Raw genomic sequence first — 14,688 nt, 5'->3', positions numbered from 1 at the left:
GCCACGACCGCGCCCCGGCTGTGACCCGGCTCCCACCCGCTACAGGAAATTATACGGGTCGACGTCCACCGCCACGCGCACCTTGGCCGACCATTCGAGGCCGCCGAGCCAGTCGCGGATCACGTCCTGCACGTCCAGGCTGCGTGCGGCGTGGACCAGCAGGCGGAAGCGGTGGCGACCGCGCAGCATTGCGAGCGGTGCCGGGGCGGGGCCGAACACCGCCATGCCTTCTACCTCCGGCACCGCGCGGGCGATCATGCGCGCGGCGGTGTCGGCCTCACCCTTGTCCTCGCTCGACACGATGATCGCGGCGAAGCGCCCGAACGGCGGCGCGTCGGCGTCGCGACGGCTTTCGGTCTCGGCGGCGTAGAACGCCTCGGCATCGCCCGAGACGAGCGCCTCCATCACGCGCGCGCCGGGCGCATGGGTCTGGATCAGGACATGGCCGGGCTTGGTGCCGCGGCCCGCGCGCCCCGCGACCTGCATGATCTGCTGGAACGTGCGCTCCGCCGCGCGCAGGTCGCCGCCCTCGAGCCCCAGATCGGCGTCGATCACCCCGACGAGCGTCAGGTTGGGGAAATGATAGCCCTTGGTAACGAGCTGGGTGCCGACGACGATGTCGATCGCGCCCGCCTCCATCCGCGCGACGAATTCGGCGGCCTTGGCGGGTGACCAGATGGTGTCGCTGGTGACGATCGCGGTCTTCGCCTCGGGCCAGAGCGCCGCGACCTCGTCGGCGATTCGCTCGACGCCGGGGCCGCAGGCGACGAGGCTCTCCTCCTCCTTGCACTCCGGGCACAGACGCGGCGTCGGGATCGCGTGGCCGCAGTGGTGGCAGGACAGGCGGTTGATGAGGCGGTGCTCGACCATCCACGCGGTGCAATTCGGGCACTGAAACCGGTGCCCGCAGGTGCGGCACAGCGTCAGCGGCGCGTATCCGCGGCGGTTGAGGAACAGCAGCACCTGTTCGCCGCGCGCCAGCGTCGCGTCGATCGCGGTTACCAGCTTCGGCGCGATCCAGCGCCCGCGCTCCGGCGGCTCGGCGAGCAGGTCGATCGCCTCGATCGCGGGCATCTGTGCGGGGCCATAGCGTCCCGGCAGCTTCAATTCGCGGTAACGCCCCGCCTCGACCTGCGCGCGTGTCTCGATCGCCGGGGTGGCGGACGCGAGCACCACCGGGCACCCTTCGAACCGCCCGCGCATCACCGCCACGTCGCGGGCGTGATAGTGGACGCCGTCCTCCTGCTTGAACGACGTTTCGTGCGCCTCGTCGACGACGATCATCCCGAGCTTTTTATACGGCAGGAACAGCGCCGATCGCGCGCCGACCGTCACCTTGGCCTGGCCGCTCGCGATCTGGCGCCATGCGCGGCGGCGCTGCGACTGGCGCAGGCCGGAGTGCCACGCCACCGGCTCCACCCCGAAGCGCGCGGTGAAGCGCTTCAGGAACGGCTCGGTCAGCGCGATCTCGGGCAGCAGGATCAGCGATTGCTCGCCGCGGCGGATCGCCTCTGCCACCCCCTCCAGATACACTTCGGTCTTGCCCGAGCCGGTGACCCCGTCGAGCAGGAACGGCTCGAACGCGCCCGCCGCCACCGCGCCCTGGAGGATGCCGGCGGCATAGGCCTGGTCGGTGGACAATTCGGGCGGGGCATGATCGGGATCGGGCTCGGGAAAGGGCGAGTCGAGATCCACCTCGACCCCTTCGATCGCACCCGTCTTTACCAGCCCGCGGATCACCGCGTCGCTGACGCCGGCGATCGTCGCCAGCTCGCGCACCAGCCCCTGGCGATCGCCGATCCGCTCCAGCGCCTGTTCGCGCTGCGGCGTCATCCGCGGCGGCACCGCACCCGTGGCGCGGTATTCCACGACCAGCTTCTGTCCCTCGAGCGCCGAGGACGACGGCATCGTCATGCGCAGCACGGCGGCGAGCGGGCTGAGGTAATAGTCCGCGGTCCATTCGACGAGCCGCCGGAGCGGCGCGGGGATCGGCGGCACGTCGGCGACGCCGAGCAGGTTGCGTAGCCGGTTGTCGCCGACATGCTCGGATTTCAGCCGATCTTCCTCCCACACCACGCCGAGCAGCTGGCGCGGGCCCAGCGGGGCGACGACGATCGAGCCGGGCTCGACCGCCATGCCGTGGGGCACGCGGTAATCGAGGGGGCCGAGCGCGGAATTCATCACGATGACGCGGGCGCGGGAGGACATGGACGTCCATATCGGGGTTCGCGCGGGGCGGGGAAAGGGGCTTTGCACCCCTCGCGCGCCGTCATGCCCGAGGCTAAAGTCGTGGCATGATCGTGACCCGTACCGAGCGGCTGACCCTGCGCCATATCGAGCCCGGCGACGCCCCGCACATCCACGCGCTGCTGACCGACGCCGATTTCCTGGCGCAGATCGGCGACCGCGGGGTTGCGACGCTGGCCGATGCCGAGGTCGCGATCGCCGAGCGGTTCTTGCCGGGCTATGCCCGCGACGGCTTCGGCATGTTCGCGGTGGTCGATCGGGCGAGCGGCGAGTGGCTCGGCATGGCCGGACTCGTCGATCGGCCGGGCCTGGCGCACATCGACCTGGGCTACGCATTCCTGCCCGCCGCGCGCGGGCGGGGCGTGGCGCTCGAGGCGGCGCGCGCCGTGCTCGACTGGGCGGCGGCGCGGGGGATCGCGCCGGTCGTCGCGATCGTCAGCCCGGGCAATGTGCGCTCGATCGCGATCCTCCAGCGCCTGGGCCTAGTCGCCGACCGGCCGATGCGGTTGCCAGGCGCCGACCACGACGTGATCCTGTTTGTCCCCGCGGATTTCGCGGCTACACCGGGCGCATGATCCTCGCCGCCCTGCTTCTCGCCCAGGCCGCCGCCGCCCCGTCGGCGCCCGCCTGTCCCGCCACGCCCGCGGCGTTGCCCGCTGAGCTGGCCGGCTGGTCGGCGTCGGCCACCGACCTTGGGTCGATGAAGGCGGTGACGGTGGCGACGATGGACCCCGCCACCATCCGCCTTGCCGACGTGCCGCTGCCGAAGCAGCCGGGGCGGATGGCGATTGCCACCTTCACGGTGAAGGCGCCCGGCACCTACGGCATCGCGCTGGGGGCGAAGGGGTGGATCGACCTCTACAGTGTCGGCAATCGCACCGCGCTGGCATCGACCGCGCACGGCCACGGGCCGGCGTGTTCGGGCATCCGCAAGGTCGTCCGCTTCACGCTGACGCCGGGCGAGTACCGCGTCGTCGTGGGTGGCCTGGATGGTGCGAGCGCGAGGATGATGCTGGTTCGCGGCTGATCCGCGCGGCTCCCCTGCCGACAATCATGTCGGATACGCAACTTTCTCCGCGACGGCGCATTGGGCGAGGATGGGGGCGAACAGGAGGAGTGATCTCATGCGTATTGTGACCCTCGCGGCGGTGGCCGCGGCGACGATGGTGGCCGGCTGCAGCAACTACGGCGACGGCTATGGTGTCGATCCGCGCTATCGCACCTACAGCAGCTACGACTATAATCGCCCCGATCCCGCCTATAATGGCTATTATGCCGAGCGGTATTATGTCGACAATCCGCGCTATCGCGAGCGCCGCCTGTCGAACAACGACCGCGTCTATGTCGGCCAGGACGGGCGCTATTACTGCCGCCGCAACGACGGCACGACCGGTCTGATCGTCGGCGGTATCGCCGGCGGCGCGCTGGGCGCCGCGATCGCGCCGGGCAATTCGGGCCTGCTGGGTGCGCTGCTGGGCGGTGCCGCGGGTGCGGCGATCGGCAGCTCGGTCGACCGCAACAACGTGCGCTGCCGCTGATCGGCTGACAGAGCGAAACAAGGCGGCGCCGGTCAAACCGGTGCCGCCTTTTTGCTGTCCTACACGAACCAATACGGTTAGATGGCTTGCCCTCAACGGAGGGCGGCATGGACATCACGCAACTTATCGATTCGGTCATCGGTCGCGAAGGCGGCTATAGCGACCATCCCGCCGATCGCGGCGGCGCGACGCGCTGGGGCGTGACCGAGCGGGTCGCCCGCGCGCACGGCTACGCCGGCGACATGCGGGTCTATCCGCGTGCCGATGCGGTGTCGGTGTATCGCCGCATGTACTGGCTCCGCCCCGGCTACGACCGCATCGCCGAGCGCGCGCCCGCGATCGCCGCCGAACTGTTCGACACCGGCGTCAACATGGGGCCGGCGGTCGCGACCGGGTTTCTTCAGCGCGCCCTGAACGCGCTCAACCGCGGCGCCAGTGATTTCCCCGACATCACCGCCGACGGCAAGGTCGGCCCGCGTACGCTCGCCGCGCTCGACGCCTATCTGCGCCGCCGTTCGCCGGCGGGCGAAGGCGTGCTGCTGAAGGCGATCGAGGCGCTGCAGGGCGAACGCTACATCCGCCTGGCCGAGACGCGGCCCGCCAACGAGGCATTCCTGTACGGCTGGATCGCAAACCGGATCGGTTCGGCAGCCCCCTGATCGGGCGTCAACTTTGTCAACTTTCGCGAGGGAAGAAGGGGGTATTGCTATGGGTATCATCGATGGCGTGATCGGGCCGGTGGCGGGGCTGCTCGACAAGATCATTCCCGATCCGAAGGCGCGCGATGCCGCCAAGCTGGAGCTGCTGAAGCTGGAGGGCGGGCAGGAAATGGAGCGGGTGAAGGCGCAGATGGCCGGCGTCCTGGCGGAGGCGCAGTCCGCCGACCCCTGGACCAGCCGCGCGCGCCCGTCGTTCCTGTACGTGATGTACGCGCTGCTTTTGTGGTCGATCCCGATGGGCCTGATCGCGGCAGTGCGCCCGGCGGCGGCGGAAGCGATCGCCAAGGGCATGAACGCCTATCTCGCCGGCATCCCGGAACCGCTCTACGCGCTCTTCGGCACGGGGTATCTCGGGTACACGGTGGCGAGGGAATGGGGGAAATCGCGGGCGCCCGGCGATTTGCGTTAGCAAATCCCGGAGCCGCCACGGCGGGCAGCGGAGCCAGCATAGCCGGCTTCGCTGACGGCGTGGCGTGGGGAAAGGGCGTCCGGCTCACCACTGCGCTCGCCACCCTTGATAGCCCCCGCCCCCGCCCCCCATATCCCCGCACATGAGCAAGATCCCGGTGTGGCACGGCACCACCATTCTGAGCGTGCGCAAGGGCGGCAAGGTCGTTGTCATCGGTGACGGCCAGGTCAGCCAGGGCCCGACCGTCATGAAACCCAATGCGAAGAAGGTCCGTCCTTTAGGCGACGGCAAGGTCATCGCCGGGTTCGCCGGGGCGACCGCCGATGCGTTCACCCTGTTCGAACGGCTGGAAGCGAAGCTGGAGCGGCATCAGGGCCAGTTGCTGCGCGCCGCGGTCGAGCTTGCCAAGGACTGGCGGACCGACAAATACCTCCGCAATCTGGAGGCGATGTTGATCGTCGCGGACAAGGACGTGACTCTGGTGGTGACGGGCAATGGCGACGTGCTGGAGCCGGAAGCGGGCATCGCGGCAATCGGATCGGGCGGCAATTTCGCGCTCGCCGCCGCCCGCGCGATCACCGATTACGAGCCCGATGCCGAAACGCTGGCCAGGAGGGCGATGGGCATCGCCGCCGAGCTGTGCGTGTACACCAACGATCGCACGACGATCGAGGTGCTGGACAGCGCGACCTAGATAATTCCCTCACCCCAGCGAACGTTGGGGTCTCCCGGTAACGAAGCGTGCGCTCGCCGCACGAGATCCCAGCCTTCGCTGGGATGACGAAAAGAATGGTATGACCGACACCCTCACCCCCAAAGCCATCGTCCGCGCACTCGACGCGCACATCATCGGCCAGGCCGATGCCAAGCGCGCGGTCGCCGTCGCGCTGCGCAACCGCTGGCGCCGCCAGCAGCTCGGCGCCGATCTGCGCGACGAGGTGTCGCCGAAGAACATCCTGATGATCGGCCCGACCGGCTGCGGCAAGACCGAGATCAGCCGCCGCCTGGCCAAGCTCGCCGATGCGCCGTTCGTGAAGGTCGAGGCGACCAAGTTTACCGAGGTCGGCTATGTCGGTCGCGACGTCGAGCAGATCGCGCGCGATCTGGTCGAGGAAGCGATCCGCCTGGAGCGCGAACGCCGCCGCCTGGCGGTGAAGGACAAGGCCGAGGCTGCGGCGATGACGCGCCTGCTCGACGCGCTGACCGGCAAGGATTCGAGCGCGGCGACGCGCGAGGCGTTCCGGCAACGCCTGAACGAGGGCCACCTCGACACCACCGAGATCGAGATCGAGCTGGAGGCTGCTTCGGCGGCACCGTTCGAGATCCCGGGTGCCGGCCCGCAGATGATAAACCTTGGCGAGATGATGAAGGGCTTCGGCGGCCCGCAATTGAAGCGCCGCAAGCTGAACGTCCATGCCGCGTGGGAGAAGCTGGTCGAGGAGGAGGCCGACAAGCGCCTCGACCAGGACGAGGTCAGCCGCACCGCGCTTGCCGACGCCGAGGCGAACGGCATCGTCTTCCTCGACGAGATCGACAAGATCGCGGTCAGCGACGTGCGTGGCGGATCGGTCAGCCGCGAAGGCGTCCAGCGCGACCTGCTGCCCTTGATCGAGGGCACGACGGTCGCCACCAAATACGGGCCGATGAAGACCGACCATATCCTGTTCATCGCCAGCGGCGCGTTCCATGTCGCCAAGCCCAGCGACCTGCTGCCGGAACTCCAGGGCCGCCTGCCGATCCGGGTCGAGCTGAAGGGTCTGAGCGAGGATGATTTCGTCGCGATCCTGTCGGAGACCAAGGCGTCGCTCCCCGAACAATATCGTGCGTTGCTCGGCACCGAGGGGGTGGAGGTGAACTTCACCCCGGACGGTATCCGCGCGGTCGCCCGCATCGCCGCGGAAGTGAACGGCGAGATCGAAAACATCGGCGCGCGGCGGTTGCAGACGGTGATGGAAAAGCTGCTGGAGGACGTCAGCTTCGAGGCCGAGGACCGCAGCGGCACGAGCGTCACGATCGACGCGGCCTATGTCGAGGCGCAACTGGCCGGAATCGCGCGCAACACCGACCTTAGCCGCTACGTACTCTAGCGCCGACGCTTGCGGCTTTAATCGTTCAGCCAATCGGCGGTGATCGCGCCCCGATGCCCCTCCGGCGCCAGCGCGGCGCGGCTCGCTTCGAGCAGCGGTGGCAGCGCTTGGGTGAAGGCGTAGGGCGGGTTGACGATGAACAGCCCCGCGCCGTTGTAGATGCCGGGCTGGTCGGCATCGTACAGCCAATGCTCGACGACCAGGAATTTCGGGATGCCGAGCTTGCGCAGACTGTCCTTCCACCGCCGATGCGCCGCGCGGTCCTTCAGCGGATACCAGATGACCGTCACGCCATGCGCCCATTTGCGGTGCGCCGCGGCGAGCGTGGCGGTGATGCGGTCGCGTTCGTCGGTCTGCTCGTAGGGCGGATCGACCACCACCACGCCGCGGGCCGTGCGGGTCGGAAGCATCGCGAGCCACAGCTCATAGGCATCGCGCTGATGCACGGCGGCGGGCGTATCGCGCATCGCGCGGCGCAGCGCCTGCGCGTCCTCGGGATGCTTTTCATTGAGGATCAGCACGTCCTGCGGGCGCAGCAGCTGCGCCAAAAACTGCGGCGAGCCGGGGTACAGGCGCGGCTCCGCCGCGACATTCACCGCCTGCACGGCGGCGCGGTAGTCGTCCAGCACGGGGTTCGCGTCGGCAAAGGCCCGCAGCAAGCCCTGCTCGGCTTCGCCGGTGCGCCCGGCCTGCTCGCCGCCAAGGTCGTAGAGCCCGCAGCCGGCGTGGGTGTCGATCAGGGTCAGCGCGCCCGGTTTCTGCTGCAACGCCCGGACGAGCGCGATCAGCAGGCTGTGCTTGACGACATCGGCGCTGTTGCCGGCATGGAAGGAATGGCGATAATTCACGGAAATTCAGAATCCTGGCGGATTGGACAACAGCTCGAACGCGCCCGGGGCGATCCCGGCGACGGTCCATTCGCCGACCGACCAGCGGACCAGCCTGAGCGTAGGCAAGCCGACCGCCGCCGTCATCCGGCGCACCTGCCGGTTGCGCCCTTCGCGGATGGTGATCGTCAGCCAGCTGTCGGGGATGAGCTTGCGCTGGCGTATCGGCGGATCGCGCAGCCACAGGTCCGGCGCATCGATGCGAGCGACATCGGCAGGCAGGGTCATGCCATCGTTGAGCCGGACGCCCTGGCGCAGGCGCTCCAGTTCCGGTTCCTGCGGATCGCCCTCGACCTGCACGAGATAGGTCTTGGGCATCTTGAATCGCGGATCGGCAATGCGCGCCTGCAGCCGCCCGTCGTCGCACAACAGCATCAGGCCCTCGCTGTCCCGATCGAGCCTGCCGGCGGGATAGACGCCCTTTACCGCGATGAATTCCGACAGGGTCGACCGCACCGTCGGCGATCCGCGGTCGGTGAACTGCGACAGGACGCCGAAGGGTTTGTTGAACAGGAGCAGCCGGGTCATCCTGAACTCCTATCGCTCGGCGGCGGCACGTCTTCCAATGGGCGAACGGCGATCAGAGCCTGACATATCTGAAATACCAGACCTCGTGCCTCTGCCGCCGCGCCTTGCGTTCGTAGCGGGTTTCGGGCCAGTCGCCGGGGCGGGTCAGAAAGTCGCTGGCCTCTTGCGCCTGCCACGCGAAATCGCGGCGGCGGTTCATCACCATCATCGCGTGCGCGCAATAGGTCGGGTCGTCGGTGCCGAGGCGGAATTCGGCGCCCGGCATCAGCTTCGCGGCGATCAGGTCGAGCGGGCCGTCGTTGACCATGCGGCGCTTGGCGTGGCGCTGCTTGGGCCAGGGATCGGGATGGAGCAGATAGACGCGCGTCAGGCTGGCGTCGGGCAGCCGGTCGATCACGTCGATGGCGTTGCCCATGTGCAGGCGGACGTTGTCGAGCGCCTCGTCGCGGATGTGGTTGAGCGCGCCGACGACGCCGTTCAGGAACGGTTCGCAGCCGATGAAGCCGTGGTCGGGCCGCATCGCCGCCTGGCCCGCCAGATGCTCGCCCGCGCCGAACCCGATCTCCAGCTCCAGGGGGCAGTCGCGCCCGAACAGCCGCCCGGCATCGAGCGCGCCGGTTTCGGGTACCGCGACTTGGGGCAACAAAGTCTCGACCAGCGCGGACTGGCCGGTGCGCAGCTTGTGCCCCTGGCGGCGGCCATAGAGCTGGCGGTGGGTGGCGGGATCGATCATCGCGGCAGGCGCGATAGGCGGATGGCGGGTGCCGCGCAACCGCGCGCGCTTGCGTGCCCGCCCGGCTGGTGTAGCACCGGCTGCGATGAAGGCGATCGCAGACCCCGCCCAGCTGCTCGGCCCCGGCCTGGCCGCGATCCGTGCCGAGTTCCAGGTGCCGGTGGGCTTCCCGCCCGACGTGCTGGCGGCGGCCGAGGCGGCCGCCAGGCGCGCGCCGACCGCGCACCGCGACCGCACCGACATGGCGTTCGTCACGCTCGATCCGGCGACCTCGACCGACCTCGACCAAGCGTTCGCGATCGAAGCGGCGGGCGGCGACCTGCTGCTCCACTATGCCATCGCCGACGTCGCGTGGTTCGTGACCGATGGCGATCCGGTCGATGGAGAGGCGTGGGCGCGCGGCGAGACTCTGTACCTGCCCGACGGCAAGGCCGGGCTCTATCCGCCGGTGCTGGCCGAGGGCGCGGCGAGCCTGCTGCCCGATGGCCCGCGCCCGGCGGTGGTGTTCACCACGCGGGTTGCCAGCGACGGCGCGGTGCGGATCGAGGGGGTGGAGCGCGCGCTGATCCGCAGCCGCGCGAAGCTCGCCTACGACCGCGCGACTCCCGGCGACCTGCCCGCAGGCTTCGCGGACCTCTCGCGCCGTATCCACGATGCCGAGATGCGTCGCGGCGCCGCGCGGGTCGACCCGCCGGACCAGGAAGTGGTGGCGCAGGGCGACGGCCGCTTCGCGCTCACCTTCCGCCCGATGCTGGAGACCGAGACGCAGAATGCGGCGCTGTCGCTCGCCACCAACATGGCGGTCGCCGATCTGCTGCAGGCGCATGGTACCGGGCTGTTCCGGGTGATGGAGGGGCCGGACGACGGCGCGGTCGCGCGGCTGCGCCAGTCGGCCCGCGCCCTCGGCCTCGCCTGGCCCGCGGAGGCGACGCTCGCCGCGTTCGAGGCGTCGCTCGATCCGTCCGACCCGGCGCAGGCGGCGTTCATGCTGGCGATCCGCCGCGCGGGCAACGGCGCCGGCTATGCCGCGTACCGTGCCGGCGTGGTGCCGTGGCACGCCGCGGTCGCCGCGACCTATGCCCATGCCACAGCTCCCCTTCGCCGGCTGGCCGACCGCTATGTCGTTCAGGCGGCGCTGGCGGTCGCGAACGGACAGGCGGTGCCCGACGCGGTGACCGCGGCGTTCGCGCGCCTGCCCGCGGTGATGGCAAAGGCGGATGCGCGCGCCGGGCGGATCGACCGCGCGGTGGTCGATCTGGCGGAGGCGGCGATGCTCGAGCGGCGCGTGGGCGAAACGTTCGCCGCGGTCGCGACCGACCTCGACGAGAAGGGCGTGCGCCTGCAATTGTGCGACCTGCCGGTGCTGGCGCGGGTCGATGCCAGCGGAGTCGCGGCGGGTGACAGGCTCAGCGTGCGGCTGGAGACGGCAGACCCGGTCGCGCGGCGCATCGGCTTCGCGCTGGCATAGATTTTCGCGTCGGCGCTGGTAGAGCGGGCCGCACATCCAGCGGGAGGCCTGCCATGATCGTCTATGGATCGACCCTGTCGCCCTATGTCCGCAAGGTCATGGCGTTCCTCGCGGAAAAAGGGCTGACCGCCGAGCTGAAACCCGGCGGCATGGGGCGCGGCGGCCCCGAATTCGCGGCGGCGAGCCCGTTCGGGAAGATGCCGGGCTTCACCGACGGCGACTATGGCCTGAGCGATTCGAGCGCGATCGTCGCCTATGTCGAGGCGAAGCATCCCGAGCCGTCGCTGATCCCCGCCGAGCCGCGCGCCCGCGGACGGACGATCTGGTTCGACGAATTCGCCGACACCATCGTGATGGCGGCGGGCGCGAAGATGTTCTTCAACCGTTTCGTGGCGCCAAAGGTGCTGAAGCGTCCCGGCGACACCGCGCTCGCCGACGCCGCCGAGGCCAACGACCTGCCGCCTTTGCTCGCCTATCTCGAAACGCAGATCCCGCCATCGGGCTTCCTGGTCGAGGATCGCCTGACCCTGGCCGACATCGCCGTCGCCAGTCCGTTCGCGAATTTCCGCCATATCGCGGTTGCGATCGATCCGGCGCTCTATCCGCGCACCATCGGCTATGTCGATGCGATCCTGTCGCGCCCGAGCTTCGCGCCGCTGCTGGCGGCGGAGACGCAGTTCGTGCAGTCGCTGGGCTGACGATGCGCTTCGCCTTCATCAAATGCCACGGCAGCGGCAATGATTTCCCCCTGATCGACGCGCGGGCGCTCGACCTGTCCGACGGCGAGTGGGCGAGCGTCGCGCGGGCGCTGTCGGACCGCGCCGGGCCGGTCGGCAGCGATGGGGTGTTGCTGCTGACCGCGGGCGGGGGCGACTGCGCGTTCGGCATGCGGATGTTCAATGCCGACGGGTCGGAGGCGGAGACGTGCCTGAACGGCCTGCGCTGCGTCGCCCGCGCAGGGTTCGAGGCGCTCGGCGTGGACGCGGCGCGCGTGCGGCTGAAGGTCAGCACCGCCAGCGTCGCGCGGGTGGATGCGCTCGCGCCGGGCGTGGTTACCGTGCAGACACGGGCCGGCCCGGCCTCGACCGATCCGGTGGACGTCGGCCTGCGCGTTGCCGCCCCGGTCATCGACGCGGCGATCGCCGGCCTGCCGAGCGACCGGCGCTTCACCGCGGTCGCGATGCCCAATCCGCATCTGGTCAGTTTCGTCGAGCGCGTGGACGAGGCCGAGCTGGTGACGCTGGGCCAGTGGTGCGAGGCGGGGCCGGCACTGCTTGCCGACCGCGCGAACGTCTCGTTCGTCGAATTGCGCGACGACGGCCTGTTCGTGCGCACCTTCGAACGCGGGGTCGGGCTGACCGACGCCTGCGGCAGCGCGATGGCGGCGTCGGTCTATGCCGCGGGGCTGACCGGGCGGGTGGCGTTCGGGCGCGAGATCGTCGTGCGCAACCCCGGCGGCTTCGTGCGCGGTACCGCGACCGCGCCCCAAGCCGGCGCGGTCGTGACCATCGCCGGCAACGCCACGTTCGAATGGGACGGCGCGATCGACATCGACCTGGCGACCGGTGCGCCCGGCCCCCTCACCATCACCCGCCGCCGCGACGACGAGGTCGCGGCCTGGGCGGCGGTCGCGGTCCCCGCCTCAGCCTCAGCCTCAGCCTCAGCCTCAGCCTAGAACAGCCCCGGCACCTCGCGCTGCGCGGTGTTCGGACGCTCGGGCGTCAGCAGCTCGCGCCGCTCGAGCAGCGCCGGCTCGTCCGCGCGCAACGCCGATGTCGCGCTGGCCGTCGCGATCGAGGTGCAGCTGCGCCCGGCGAGGAAATCGAGCGCCGCCTTCACCGACGATTCGCGCGCGTCGCCGAGCGGATAGGTGACGTCGTCGCCCGCGGCGCAGGTCTTCTCCATCACCGTTGCCAGGCCATCGAAGTAATTGCCCTGCCGCGCGGCATTCTGCGTCGCGAACGCGATCACGCGCAGCCGGTCGTCGCAGGACGCCCGGTCGATCGCGATCTGGCCGACCGGCTTGCCATAGGTGTTGGTGCCGATCAGTGCGGCATTGGCATGCAGGTAGGGGATGTAGGCGTTCATCACCAGCTCGCTCGCCGACGCGGTGCCGCCGGTGCCGATGAACGCGATCTTCGTCGCCGCGATCGCCTGCGGCTGGGTCATGAAGTTGCGGGTTTCGTTGTTGGCGGACTTGGCCGCGTTGAACGTGGTGTAGCTGAACACGTCCGAGGTCGACCGCCCGGCGCCGAGCAGGTCGCCGAACAGCTGCGCGATCGAAACCAGCCCGCCGCCGTTGTAGCGCAGGTCGACCACGACCTCGGTCACGCCGGCGGCGCGGAACTGCGCGAACGCGGCGCGCAGGCCGGGGTCGGCGGTCGAGATGAAGGTGCGCAGGTTGACGTAGCCGACCTTCTTGCCGCCGTCGTCCAGGATCTTGGCGCCGTAGCGCGAGGATACCGGCGTCAGCTCGTAATCGGTCTTGGCGATCGTCACGTTGCGCGTGCCCGCGGCATCGGTGACGCGCAGCACGCGCGCGGTGCCGGCGGTGTTCGGGCCCAGCGCATTGGTCACGCCGTTCGACCCTTCGGCGGCGATGATGTCGCTGACGGTGCGCAGGCTCGATTCGCTCGTGCCGATCGCCAGGATCTCGGTCCCGCGGTCGATCCCGGCGGCGAGCGCCGACGTGCCCTCGAACGATTCGGCGACGAACACGCGGCGCTGCGCGGTGTTGGTCGTCAGGCGGAAGCCGAAGCCCGCGGTCTGCCCCGACGCATAATAGGCGTTCTCCGCCGCGATCGAGGTCAGGTAGGTGAAATACCGGTCCTTGCGCTGCGCCCGCGCGGTCGCGGTCAGCGCGTCGATATAGGTGTCGACCGAGGTATAGGGGGTGGGATCGAGCGAGGCCGGCAGCAGCTCGGGGAACAGATACCATTCGCGCAGCTGCGCCGCCGCCCAGTCCTGCCGCTCGCGCAGCGAACAGCCCGCGGTCGTCGTCGGAGTGGGCGTTGAGCTCGTCGGCGTCGGCGTCGATGTGCCGGCAGTCGACCCGACCGTCCCGCCCCCCGATCCCCCGCCACAGGCGGACAACAGCGCGGCAAGGGCAACAAGGGCAGTGGACGGACGACGCTTCATCGAGATTTTCCCTCTGTACGCCAGACGCTTATCGAAAAAATCGGGACGAGTCGCCAATTAATGTGCGGCGGCTTCACCCCCGATGAACGGACGCGCGGTGGGCATGGTGCCGCTGCGAAACAGGGCGATCGAATGCAACGGGGATATGCTCGACGTATCGGGTGCGATTGCTACCGGATGCGGAGGATGTCCCTTGTCAGGAGACTTTGCCCGCAGTCCCCTCGTAGTGACAAAAGGGGGAGGTTGCCCGATGCCAAAGACATTGCCCGAACTCGCGCTTTTTGGACAGGTCATTGCCCGATCGTTCAATATCAGTAGGTTAGCTGGCATCTCGATAGTCCAGTGGAGATGCTCGCGGCTGATAAGACACTGCACCCTTTTGCGTTCTGATTCTGGTGCGCGCAGAGCGAGAGCCGCATCTGCCTACTGGCGTGCGGAGACCTGCTCTAGTGACGGGTTGACGCTGCGGTGCCGAGCCACTCGGTGGCATAGATCGATGAACTGAGCCGGAGACATGAAGCTCTTGGCGCTGTTGGTTTCCCGGGTGCAGAGTTCATATGCCTTGTGGCCGAGGCCTCGAACGTGATCAAACGAGGGCATGCATCTGCGAAGACTCTGGTAGTGCCTGTTGCCCTTGAGGTGCGCCTGGCTGTCGATCCAGCCGGTGCGCATATGCTTCACGAAAAAGCGGGCGCCCGTATAGGGGTCAAAACCCGTGCTGGCATGAGCCGCGCGATGTAAGGTCTGCTTGAGTTCGACCTTCGTCGCGAAAGTGCCTTTGCCGCAGTCCAGTTCGCGAGCCCAGATGCTTGAAGTTTGTGCTTCCAGCCATCTGGCATATTCGAGGTCTGTGACCTTGCGGCACTTTAGCCAATCTGGGCAGAGGTAGCTGTTCACGGCACTAGGGTAGTCGTGCCCATCTTAATGAAATGCT

At 69.1% G+C, this 14,688-nt stretch carries 16 protein-coding genes; 10 read left to right on the top strand and 6 right to left on the bottom strand.

Annotated elements, in window-relative coordinates; all coding sequences use genetic code 11:
* Positions 1 to 39 precede the first annotated feature (39 nt).
* Positions 40 to 2,208, bottom strand: coding sequence for a primosomal protein N' (locus M9980_RS10970; protein WP_250750658.1), 2,169 nt, complete (start codon positions 2,206 to 2,208; stop codon positions 40 to 42).
* 86 nt (positions 2,209 to 2,294) lie between these two features.
* Between M9980_RS10970 and M9980_RS10965 the strand changes: the two genes are divergently transcribed.
* From M9980_RS10965 to hslU, 7 genes are all read left to right on the top strand, one after another.
* Positions 2,295 to 2,822 (top strand): GNAT family N-acetyltransferase, encoded by a 528-nt coding sequence (locus tag M9980_RS10965; protein WP_250750650.1) that lies wholly within the window; start codon positions 2,295 to 2,297, stop codon positions 2,820 to 2,822.
* Positions 2,819 to 3,274 (top strand): hypothetical protein, encoded by a 456-nt coding sequence (locus tag M9980_RS10960; RefSeq protein WP_250750648.1) that lies wholly within the window; start codon positions 2,819 to 2,821, stop codon positions 3,272 to 3,274. Before M9980_RS10965 ends, M9980_RS10960 begins: the two co-directional genes overlap by 4 nt.
* Positions 3,275 to 3,371: 97 nt before the next feature.
* Positions 3,372 to 3,785, top strand: coding sequence for a glycine zipper 2TM domain-containing protein (locus M9980_RS10955; RefSeq protein WP_250750646.1), 414 nt, complete (start codon positions 3,372 to 3,374; stop codon positions 3,783 to 3,785).
* 107 nt (positions 3,786 to 3,892) lie between these two features.
* Complete coding sequence (locus M9980_RS10950) at positions 3,893 to 4,444, top strand: glycoside hydrolase family 108 protein (protein ID WP_250750633.1); 552 nt, start codon at positions 3,893 to 3,895, stop codon at positions 4,442 to 4,444.
* A gap of 49 nt (positions 4,445 to 4,493) precedes the next feature.
* Entirely contained in the window at positions 4,494 to 4,913 is a 420-nt protein-coding gene (locus M9980_RS10945) for a holin family protein (protein WP_250750631.1), read from the top strand.
* A gap of 142 nt (positions 4,914 to 5,055) precedes the next feature.
* Entirely contained in the window at positions 5,056 to 5,607 is a 552-nt protein-coding gene (gene hslV / locus M9980_RS10940) for an ATP-dependent protease subunit HslV (RefSeq protein WP_250750629.1), read from the top strand.
* 100 nt (positions 5,608 to 5,707) lie between these two features.
* Complete coding sequence (gene hslU / locus M9980_RS10935) at positions 5,708 to 7,000, top strand: ATP-dependent protease ATPase subunit HslU (protein ID WP_250750627.1); 1,293 nt, start codon at positions 5,708 to 5,710, stop codon at positions 6,998 to 7,000.
* Positions 7,001 to 7,017: 17 nt separating this feature from the next.
* Here hslU and M9980_RS10930 read toward each other — a convergent pair whose 3' ends face one another.
* From M9980_RS10930 to trmB, 3 genes are read right to left on the bottom strand one after another with little or no spacing between them, the layout of a single operon-like run.
* Positions 7,018 to 7,848 (bottom strand): 23S rRNA (adenine(2030)-N(6))-methyltransferase RlmJ, encoded by an 831-nt coding sequence (locus M9980_RS10930; RefSeq protein WP_250750625.1) that lies wholly within the window; start codon positions 7,846 to 7,848, stop codon positions 7,018 to 7,020.
* 6 nt (positions 7,849 to 7,854) lie between these two features.
* Positions 7,855 to 8,415, bottom strand: coding sequence for a pseudouridine synthase (locus M9980_RS10925; RefSeq protein WP_250750615.1), 561 nt, complete (start codon positions 8,413 to 8,415; stop codon positions 7,855 to 7,857).
* A 52-nt stretch (positions 8,416 to 8,467) separates the two neighbouring features.
* Entirely contained in the window at positions 8,468 to 9,148 is a 681-nt protein-coding gene (gene trmB / locus M9980_RS10920) for a tRNA (guanine(46)-N(7))-methyltransferase TrmB (protein ID WP_250750612.1), read from the bottom strand.
* A gap of 85 nt (positions 9,149 to 9,233) precedes the next feature.
* On the opposite strand from trmB, the gene M9980_RS10915 reads away from it, so the two are divergent.
* Genes M9980_RS10915 through dapF form a run of 3 tightly spaced genes read left to right on the top strand, consistent with a single transcriptional unit; the run spans position 9,234 to position 12,291 of the window.
* The gene (locus M9980_RS10915) at positions 9,234 to 10,616 is read left to right on the top strand and encodes an RNB domain-containing ribonuclease (RefSeq protein WP_250750610.1); all 1,383 of its coding nucleotides are present in this window, start codon (positions 9,234 to 9,236) and stop codon (positions 10,614 to 10,616) included.
* Positions 10,617 to 10,669: 53 nt separating this feature from the next.
* Positions 10,670 to 11,314, top strand: coding sequence for a glutathione S-transferase family protein (locus M9980_RS10910; RefSeq protein WP_250750608.1), 645 nt, complete (start codon positions 10,670 to 10,672; stop codon positions 11,312 to 11,314).
* Between the two features lie 2 nt (positions 11,315 to 11,316).
* The gene (dapF, locus tag M9980_RS10905; protein WP_250750607.1) at positions 11,317 to 12,291 is read left to right on the top strand and encodes a diaminopimelate epimerase; all 975 of its coding nucleotides are present in this window, start codon (positions 11,317 to 11,319) and stop codon (positions 12,289 to 12,291) included.
* Here dapF and M9980_RS10900 read toward each other — a convergent pair.
* Both M9980_RS10900 and M9980_RS10895 read right to left on the bottom strand, forming a co-directional pair.
* Positions 12,288 to 13,754: a S41 family peptidase gene (locus M9980_RS10900; protein ID WP_250750604.1), complete on the bottom strand. Its 1,467-nt coding sequence runs from the start codon at positions 13,752 to 13,754 to the stop codon at positions 12,288 to 12,290. The two genes, dapF and M9980_RS10900, sit on opposite strands and share 4 nt — an antisense overlap.
* Before the next feature lie 423 nt (positions 13,755 to 14,177).
* Positions 14,178 to 14,651 (bottom strand): hypothetical protein, encoded by a 474-nt coding sequence (locus M9980_RS10895; protein WP_250750602.1) that lies wholly within the window; start codon positions 14,649 to 14,651, stop codon positions 14,178 to 14,180.
* Positions 14,652 to 14,688: the final 37 nt, after the last annotated feature.

It is taken from the genome of Sphingomonas donggukensis (genome assembly GCF_023674425.1).
GTDB lineage: Bacteria > Pseudomonadota > Alphaproteobacteria > Sphingomonadales > Sphingomonadaceae > Sphingomonas > Sphingomonas donggukensis.
This window is presented reverse-complemented; position numbering and strand designations above follow the sequence as displayed.

Coding starts and splice junctions, on each gene's coding strand:
- hslV (WP_250750629.1), top strand. CDS start 5,056: ATGAGCAAGATCCCGGTGTGGCACGGCACCACCATTCTGAGCGTGCGC.
- M9980_RS10915 (WP_250750610.1), top strand. CDS start 9,234: ATGAAGGCGATCGCAGACCCCGCCCAGCTGCTCGGCCCCGGCCTGGCC.
- M9980_RS10925 (WP_250750615.1), bottom strand. CDS start 8,415: ATGACCCGGCTGCTCCTGTTCAACAAACCCTTCGGCGTCCTGTCGCAG.
- hslU (WP_250750627.1), top strand. CDS start 5,708: ATGACCGACACCCTCACCCCCAAAGCCATCGTCCGCGCACTCGACGCG.
- M9980_RS10955 (WP_250750646.1), top strand. CDS start 3,372: ATGCGTATTGTGACCCTCGCGGCGGTGGCCGCGGCGACGATGGTGGCC.
- trmB (WP_250750612.1), bottom strand. CDS start 9,148: ATGATCGATCCCGCCACCCACCGCCAGCTCTATGGCCGCCGCCAGGGG.
- dapF (WP_250750607.1), top strand. CDS start 11,317: ATGCGCTTCGCCTTCATCAAATGCCACGGCAGCGGCAATGATTTCCCC.
- M9980_RS10970 (WP_250750658.1), bottom strand. CDS start 2,208: ATGTCCTCCCGCGCCCGCGTCATCGTGATGAATTCCGCGCTCGGCCCC.
- M9980_RS10950 (WP_250750633.1), top strand. CDS start 3,893: ATGGACATCACGCAACTTATCGATTCGGTCATCGGTCGCGAAGGCGGC.
- M9980_RS10960 (WP_250750648.1), top strand. CDS start 2,819: ATGATCCTCGCCGCCCTGCTTCTCGCCCAGGCCGCCGCCGCCCCGTCG.
- M9980_RS10965 (WP_250750650.1), top strand. CDS start 2,295: ATGATCGTGACCCGTACCGAGCGGCTGACCCTGCGCCATATCGAGCCC.
- M9980_RS10900 (WP_250750604.1), bottom strand. CDS start 13,754: ATGAAGCGTCGTCCGTCCACTGCCCTTGTTGCCCTTGCCGCGCTGTTG.
- M9980_RS10945 (WP_250750631.1), top strand. CDS start 4,494: ATGGGTATCATCGATGGCGTGATCGGGCCGGTGGCGGGGCTGCTCGAC.
- M9980_RS10910 (WP_250750608.1), top strand. CDS start 10,670: ATGATCGTCTATGGATCGACCCTGTCGCCCTATGTCCGCAAGGTCATG.